Source organism: Pseudomonas machongensis (genome assembly GCF_034961125.1).
In the GTDB taxonomy this organism is placed as follows: domain Bacteria; phylum Pseudomonadota; class Gammaproteobacteria; order Pseudomonadales; family Pseudomonadaceae; genus Aquipseudomonas; species Aquipseudomonas machongensis.
Genome location: NZ_JAYFUI010000031.1, coordinates 1 through 310, shown reverse-complemented (window position 1 = coordinate 310; position 310 = coordinate 1). Strand labels below are relative to the sequence as shown.

Annotated in this window: 1 protein-coding gene; it reads right to left on the bottom strand. The window is 64.2% G+C overall.

Annotated elements, in window-relative coordinates; all coding sequences use genetic code 11:
- The coding region (locus VA602_RS26945) for an ATP-binding cassette domain-containing protein (protein ID WP_323452173.1) at positions 1-310 on the bottom strand (310 nt) is incomplete at both ends.

Sequence of the window (310 nt, the reverse complement as noted above, 5' to 3'; positions counted from 1 at the left end):
CGCGCTGGCAGATGTCGCGGATCACCGCCATCTCGTGAGTGATCAGCACGATGGTCAGGCCAAGGCGCTGGTTGATATCGCGCAGCAGGTCGAGGATCGAGGCGGTGGTTTCAGGGTCCAGTGCCGAGGTCGCTTCGTCGCACAACAGGATCTGCGGATCGTGCACCAGCGCGCGGGCGATGCCGACACGCTGCTTCTGACCGCCGGACAACTGCGCCGGATAGACATGATGCTTCTGTTCCAGGCCTACCAGCTCCAGCACCTCGCGCACTTTACGCTGACGCTCGGCCTTGGCCACGCCGGCGACCTT